General features: G+C 42.6%; 4 protein-coding genes and 1 pseudogene. All 5 read left to right on the forward strand.

The window, feature by feature from the left end:
* Window positions 1-2 precede the first annotated feature (2 nt).
* Window positions 3-1,502 carry a transcription termination factor NusA gene (gene nusA, locus AAEY93_RS11640; protein WP_101032516.1) on the forward strand — a complete coding sequence of 500 codons (1,500 nt, stop codon included), beginning with the start codon at window positions 3-5 and terminating at the stop codon, window positions 1,500-1,502.
* A 25-nt stretch (window positions 1,503-1,527) separates the two neighbouring features.
* Window positions 1,528-4,173 (forward strand): translation initiation factor IF-2, encoded by a 2,646-nt coding sequence (gene infB / locus AAEY93_RS11645; RefSeq protein WP_351077028.1) that lies wholly within the window; start codon window positions 1,528-1,530, stop codon window positions 4,171-4,173.
* Window positions 4,174-4,239: 66 nt separating this feature from the next.
* Window positions 4,240-4,665: pseudogene (gene rbfA, locus AAEY93_RS11650) on the forward strand (30S ribosome-binding factor RbfA); the annotation flags it as partial.
* Between the two features lie 119 nt (window positions 4,666-4,784).
* Window positions 4,785-5,738, forward strand: a complete 954-nt coding sequence (gene truB, locus AAEY93_RS11655) for a tRNA pseudouridine(55) synthase TruB (protein WP_124012075.1) — start codon at window positions 4,785-4,787, stop codon at window positions 5,736-5,738.
* Window positions 5,739-5,879: 141 nt separating this feature from the next.
* The gene (gene rpsO / locus AAEY93_RS11660) at window positions 5,880-6,149 is read left to right on the forward strand and encodes a 30S ribosomal protein S15 (protein WP_101032513.1); all 270 of its coding nucleotides are present in this window, start codon (window positions 5,880-5,882) and stop codon (window positions 6,147-6,149) included.
* Window positions 6,150-6,885: the final 736 nt, after the last annotated feature.

Below are 6,885 nucleotides of genomic sequence, written 5' to 3' on the forward strand. Positions count from 1 at the left end.
AAATGAATAAAGAGATCCTGCTAGTCGCAGAAGCGGTTTCCAATGAGAAAGGCCTTCCGCGCGAGAAAATTTTCGAAGCGCTAGAAATTGCACTGGCTACCGCAACAAAGAAAAAATACGAAGGCGATATTGAAGTTCGTGTAGCCATTGATCGTAAAACAGGCCATTACGACACCTTCCGTCGTTGGTTGGTTGTTGATGATCAAGGTCAAGTTCTGGAAAATCCATACAGCGAAATTACGTTTGAAGCCGCTCGTTATGAAGAACCAGAGATTCAAGTGGGTGAGTTTATCGAAGATCAAATTGACTCAGTTGCATTTGACCGCATCGCCACTCAAACCGCTAAACAAGTTATCGTGCAAAAAGTACGTGAAGCTGAACGTGCACAAATTGTTGAACAATTTATTGAGCGTGAAGGTGAAATTGTTACCGGCGTGGTGAAGAAAAGTACACGAGAAAGTGTGGTTGTCGATTTAGGTAACAATGCCGATGGTGTGTTATTTAAAGAAGATTTAATCAGCCGTGAATCTTTCCGTCCTGGTGACCGTGTACGTGCATTATTGTACTCAGTACGTCCAGAGGCTCGTGGCGCGCAGTTGTTTTTAACTCGCAGTAAGCCTGAAATGTTAATTGAGCTATTTCGGGTTGAAGTGCCAGAGATTTATGACGAGTTGATCGAAGTCATGGGTGCTGCTCGTGATCCAGGTGCTCGTGCTAAAATCGCGGTTAAATCAAATGACCGTCGCATTGACCCTATAGGTGCTTGTGTTGGTATGCGTGGTGCACGTGTGCAAGCCGTATCAAACGAATTAGGCGGCGAGCGAGTGGATATTGTGATGTGGGATGATAATCCGGCACAATATGTGATCAATGCCATGGCGCCAGCTGATGTAGCATCTATCATTGTGGATGAAGATAACCATTCGATGGATATCGCTGTAGAAGCTGACAGTTTGGCACAGGCTATTGGCCGTAATGGTCAAAACGTACGTTTAGCGACTCAACTTACTGGTTGGGAACTAAACGTAATGACCGTTGAAGACCTGAACAAAAAACACCAAGCCGAAAGTGCGAAAGTGATTGACTTGTTTGTGGATTATCTGGATGTAGATAAAGATTTTGCAGCCGTTTTGGCTGATGAGGGATTCACTTCGTTAGAAGAAGTTGCTTATGTTCCAGAATCTGAACTATTAGCAATAGAAGGTTTCGACGAAGGAATCGTTGAAGCATTACGTGAACGTGCAAAGGCGGCAATCTCGACAAGAGCATTAGCGTCTGAAGAAGCGTTAGATGGTGCAGAGCCAAGTGATGACTTACTAGCATTGGAAGGATTAGAAAGACATTTAGCTTACGTTCTTGCGAGCAAAGGTGTAGTGACTTTAGAAAACTTGGCCGAGCAAGGTATTGACGATTTAATTGATATTGAAGAATTAACAGAAGAAAAAGCAGGTGAGCTCATCATGGCTGCCCGCAATATCTGTTGGTTTGGCGAAGAAGCATAAGTCGATCAACAGGGGGATTTAATTGATGGCAGATACAAGCGTAGAAAAATTAGCAGTGGAAGTGGGAAAATCGGTCGATCGATTAATCGAGCAATTCTCACAAGCTGGTATAAGTAAAAAACAACTCGATACTGTTTCAGAAAACGAGAAGCAGAAGCTTCTTGATTATCTAAAAAAACAGCATGGTGCAGATTCAGTTCCGACTAAAATGACATTGCAGCGTAAAACATTGTCTACCTTAAGTGTTGCAAGCACTGGCGGTCAGTCAAAAGACGTGAAAGTAGAAGTGCGCAAGAAACGTACTTTTGTTAAACGTGAAGATGCAGAATTAGCAAAACAAGCTGAATTAGAAGCTCAAGCAAAAGCCAAAGCAGAAGCTGAAGCCCAAGCAAAAGCCGAAGCTGAAGCAAAAGTAGCGGCAGAAGCGAAAGCTAATGCAGAAGCGAAGAAAAAAGCGGAAGCAGAAGCCAAATTGAAATCAGAAAAAGTAAAATCTGAACCTAAAGTAACTAAAGTTGCTGACCCAGAAACTGCAGCAGCAAAAGTTGAAGCGGATCGTTTAAAAGCGACTCAAGACGCTGTGCTTACTCAAAAGCAAAAAGATGAAGCCGCGAAAGCTGCTGAAACAGCACGTCAACTTGCTGAAGTAAATTCAAAGCGTTGGGCTGAAGAAGAACGTCAACGTTTAGATGCTGAAAAGAACGGTGATCATCACATCACAACATCTCAAGTTGCTCGTGCAGCAGAAGACAGTTCAGATGCTGATGATGAAAAACGTGGTCGTCGTGCTCGCAATAAAAGCGCCAATAAAAAACGTGGCGGAAAAGATGCGCGTGGCGGACGCGAAAAACACATGCGTAATCGCAGTACTGCACCAGAATCTATGGCACACGGTTTTAATAAACCCGCTGCAGCTGTAAGTCGTGACGTGCGTATTGGTGAAACCGTAACCGTATCCGAATTAGCTCACTTAATGGCAATTAAAGCCACAGTGATCATCAAGCAAATGATGAAAATGGGTACAATGGTAACGATTAACCAAGTACTTGACCAAGAAACTGCCCAAATGATTGCAGAAGAATTAGGTCATAAAGTGGTTCTTATTCGTGAAAATGAACTTGAACATCAAGTTATGCAAGATCGCGATGACAATATCCAGCTAGAATCACGTGCGCCAGTTGTTACTATCATGGGTCACGTTGACCACGGTAAAACGTCGTTACTGGATTATATCCGTCGTGCGAAAGTGGCGGCTGGCGAAGCCGGTGGTATTACCCAGCATATTGGTGCATACCACGTTCAAACTGAAAACGGCATGATCACCTTCCTTGATACTCCTGGTCACGCGGCGTTTACGTCAATGCGTGCTCGTGGTGCTAAGGCGACCGATATTGTTATTTTGGTTGTTGCTGCCGATGATGGCGTAATGCCACAAACGATTGAAGCGATTCAACATGCTAAAGCGGGTAATGTACCGTTAATCGTTGCTGTTAACAAAATGGATAAGCCAGATGCTGATCCTGATCGTGTTAAGAGTGAATTGTCTCAACATGGCATCATGTCAGACGATTGGGGCGGAGATAACATGTTCGTTCATGTATCAGCTAAAACTGGTATGGGCGTTGACGAATTGTTAGAAGGTATTTTACTTCAATCTGAAGTATTAGAACTTAAATCGGTCCGTGATGGAATGGCGGCGGGTGTGGTTATCGAATCGCAACTTGATAAAGGTCGTGGCCCAGTGGCAACTATCTTGGTTCAAGAAGGTACGTTGCGCCAAGGTGATATCGTTTTATGTGGTTTAGAGTACGGTAAAATCCGTGCGATGAAAGACGAAAACGGTCATGCTATCACTGAAGCGGGTCCATCTATTCCAGTAGAGATCTTAGGTCTTTCTGGTGTGCCGTCAGCGGGTGATGAAGCGACAGTAGTACGTGATGAACGTAAAGCTCGCGAAGTTTCGTTGTATCGTCAAGGTAAATTCCGTGACATTAAGTTAGCGCGTCAGCAGAAGTCTAAGCTAGAAAACATGTTTGCCAACATGGAAGAAGGCGAAGTACAAGAACTGAATATCGTACTTAAAGCGGATGTTCAAGGTTCTCTTGAAGCTATTTGTGAATCTTTAGCTAAACTGTCTACTGATGAAGTTAAAGTGAACATTATTGCTCGAGGTGTCGGTGCATTAACTGAAACCGACGCAACATTAGCAGCCGCTTCAAATGCGATTCTTGTTGGTTTCAACGTACGTGCAGATGCACAGGCTCGTAAGACCATTGAATCAGAAAGTGTTGATTTACGTTATTACAGCATCATCTACAACTTAATTGATGAAGTTCGAGCTGCAATGACAGGTATGTTAATACCTGAGTTCAGACAAGAAATTATCGGCCTTGCTCAAGTTCGTGAAGTCTTTAAGTCTCCTAAAATTGGCGCTATCGCTGGTTGTATGGTTACTGAAGGTATCGTTAAACGTAGCGCACCAATTCGTGTATTACGTGAAAACGTGGTTATCTTCGAAGGTGAACTTGAATCATTACGCCGCTTTAAAGACGATACTCCAGACGTCCGTAATGGCATGGAATGTGGTATCGGTGTCAAGAACTACAACGACGTCCGAGTGGGCGATCAAATTGAAGTTTTTGAAACAGTCGAAATTGCTCGCACCTTATAAGAACCAATGGAAGGGCGGCTTTAGCCGCCCTTTTTGATTGTAGACCTAACGATATGGCATATCATCATGGCAAAAGAATTTAGTCGTACACGCCGTATTGCACAACAACTCCAGCAAGAACTTGCAATGGTGTTGCAACGCGATATGAAAGATCCTCGCATTGGTTTTGTCACAGTAAACGACGTCGACGTCTCTCGTGATTTGAGTTATGCAAAAGTGTTTGTGACCTTCTATGAAGAAGACACTGAACTTGTCCAACAAAAAATTGATGCACTTACTGCTGCTGCACCTTATGTCCGTACTTTAGTTGCTGGGCGCATGAAATTACGCGTCATGCCTGAATTACGTTTTATCTATGATAGCTCACTGGTTGAAGGCATGCGTATGTCTAACCTAGTGACGCAAGTGATCAACAAAGATAAAGCCAAGCAGCAACAGTCTACTCCAGAAGCCTACGATGGCAGCGAGTCTGTTGACGGTGACACGCAGCAACATTCTATTCCAGAAGCCTACGATAGCAGCGAGTCGGTTGACGGTGAAACGCAGCAACAGTCTACTCCAGAAGCCTCTGAGAACAGCGAGTCTGTTGACGGTGACAAGGAGCAAGATTAATGGCTCGTCGCCCTAAAGGTCGCTTCATCGACGGAATCGTATTACTCGATAAAGATACTGGCATGAGTTCTAACTTTGCCCTGCAAAGAGTTAAGCGTCTTTTTAATGCCAATAAAGCGGGTCATACAGGTGCTTTAGACCCGTTAGCAACGGGTATGTTGCCTATTTGTCTTGGAGAAGCGACGAAGTTCTCTCAGCATTTATTAGAAGCGGATAAACGCTATCTCGTGACGGCTAAATTGGGTGAACGTACTGATACTAGTGACTCAGATGGGGAAGTCGTACAAACGCGCCCTATTAACATTACCCAAGAATTACTTGATGAGAAGCTTGCGTTTTTCCGAGGAACGACTCAACAAATACCGTCAATGTATTCGGCATTAAAATACCAAGGTCAACCTTTGTATAAATATGCCCGTGAGGGAATTGAAATCCCACGTGAGTCGCGGCCTATCACCGTATTTGAGTTAAACTTTATTAAGCTTGAAAGTGATGAATTAACGCTAGATATTCATTGTTCTAAAGGGACTTACATACGGACCATTATTGATGATCTAGGTGAAATGCTTGGATGTGGAGCACATGTTATTATGTTGCGTCGTACTCAAGTTGCCGAATACCCGTATGAAAAAATGGTTACCTTAGCACAATTAGAAGCGTTACTTGAGCAAGCTCATAGGCAAGATGTAGCGCCTAAGACCTTGATGGATCCGTTATTACTGCCAATGGATACCGCAGTGGCTAATTTCGCTGAAATTAATTTGCCACAAGCGATGCTGTATTACGTTATGCAAGGACAAGCGATTCAAGCTGCGGGTCTTAAACCTAATGAATTGGTTCGTATCACTATTGGCGATGAACGTCGGTTTGTTGGTATTGGTACCATGAATGATGATGGTTTATTAGCACCAAAACGCTTGATTGTGATACACGACAATGATCCAACAGAGTAGTCAGTTGGCTTTAAAGTCTGCTTTACAAATAAATAATTGAATTTATATTGCGGTTAACCATCAATCTGGTTAAAATACTGCGCTCGCTCTGGCTGAGTTAGTGATCGGCTAGAGATACATTTACTTTTTTTGGAGATACACATGTCACTAAGTGCTGAAGCAAAAGCAAAAATTTTAGCTGATTTTGGTCGCGGCGAAAACGATTCAGGTTCAACTGAAGTTCAAGTAGCTTTGTTAACTGCTCAAATTAACCACCTTCAAGGTCACTTTAAAGAGCACATCCATGATCACCACTCTCGTCGTGGTTTATTACGCATGGTTAATGCACGCCGTAAGCTTTCTGCTTACTTAAAGCGTACTGACGTAGCTCGTTACACTGCTATGATCAAGAAGTTAGGTTTACGTCGTTAATTCGATGTCCTGTTTACGTTTGTAAGTAGATTAAACCGTAAAAAAGGAGGCTTTGGCCTCCTTTTTTATTAGTTAAAAAAAGCTTATCGCTTTGTTAAACCCCTCTAATAATCATTTTTCAGTCGTTTTTGCACTCATCGATACTTTGGTTTTTCTAATCTGTATTAATACAGTTCCCATAGATAGGGCCCAACACTTGCTCAGTAATCACTAAGGTTTGGATGTACAAATTGTGGTTGTTTCCTATAGATGTATTTCGTAAAGCATTACCAGCGTAGAACCCGATTTTACAGGGTATTGACTCGGTTTAATGCTGCCTTGTATTAGATTGCAAAGTGTCAGGCACTGTACGTTAGCCTCTAGAACAGGATAATAAAAGGTAACCAAAATTTGCTTTGTGCCGCTATCTAGGTTGCATTGAATGGCAATAGACCCGCGATTAACCCAGCTATTACCACGTGAAGTCGCTTTGTTCGCAACACAAATGACCAGTTTGATATGAGACAGGTGAAATATTCAGACTTTAACCTATGTAACACATTTATTTATCCCTCCCGCTAATAACTCTGTGATTAACCTAAATTGATTAACCTAAGTTGGAGGTAAGTTAAGCTATTATCAATAATAAACATGCCTATGCATCTGAGTCAGTTTTGGCTTATTCTTATAGTATAAATCAAGACTAGAAGTGAGATTTGCTATGAAAATGCCTGAAACGAGTTTTTTTGAATGGCAA

The organism is Shewanella sp. CAL98-MNA-CIBAN-0140 (genome assembly GCF_040309905.1).
Lineage (GTDB): Bacteria > Pseudomonadota > Gammaproteobacteria > Enterobacterales > Shewanellaceae > Shewanella > Shewanella psychromarinicola.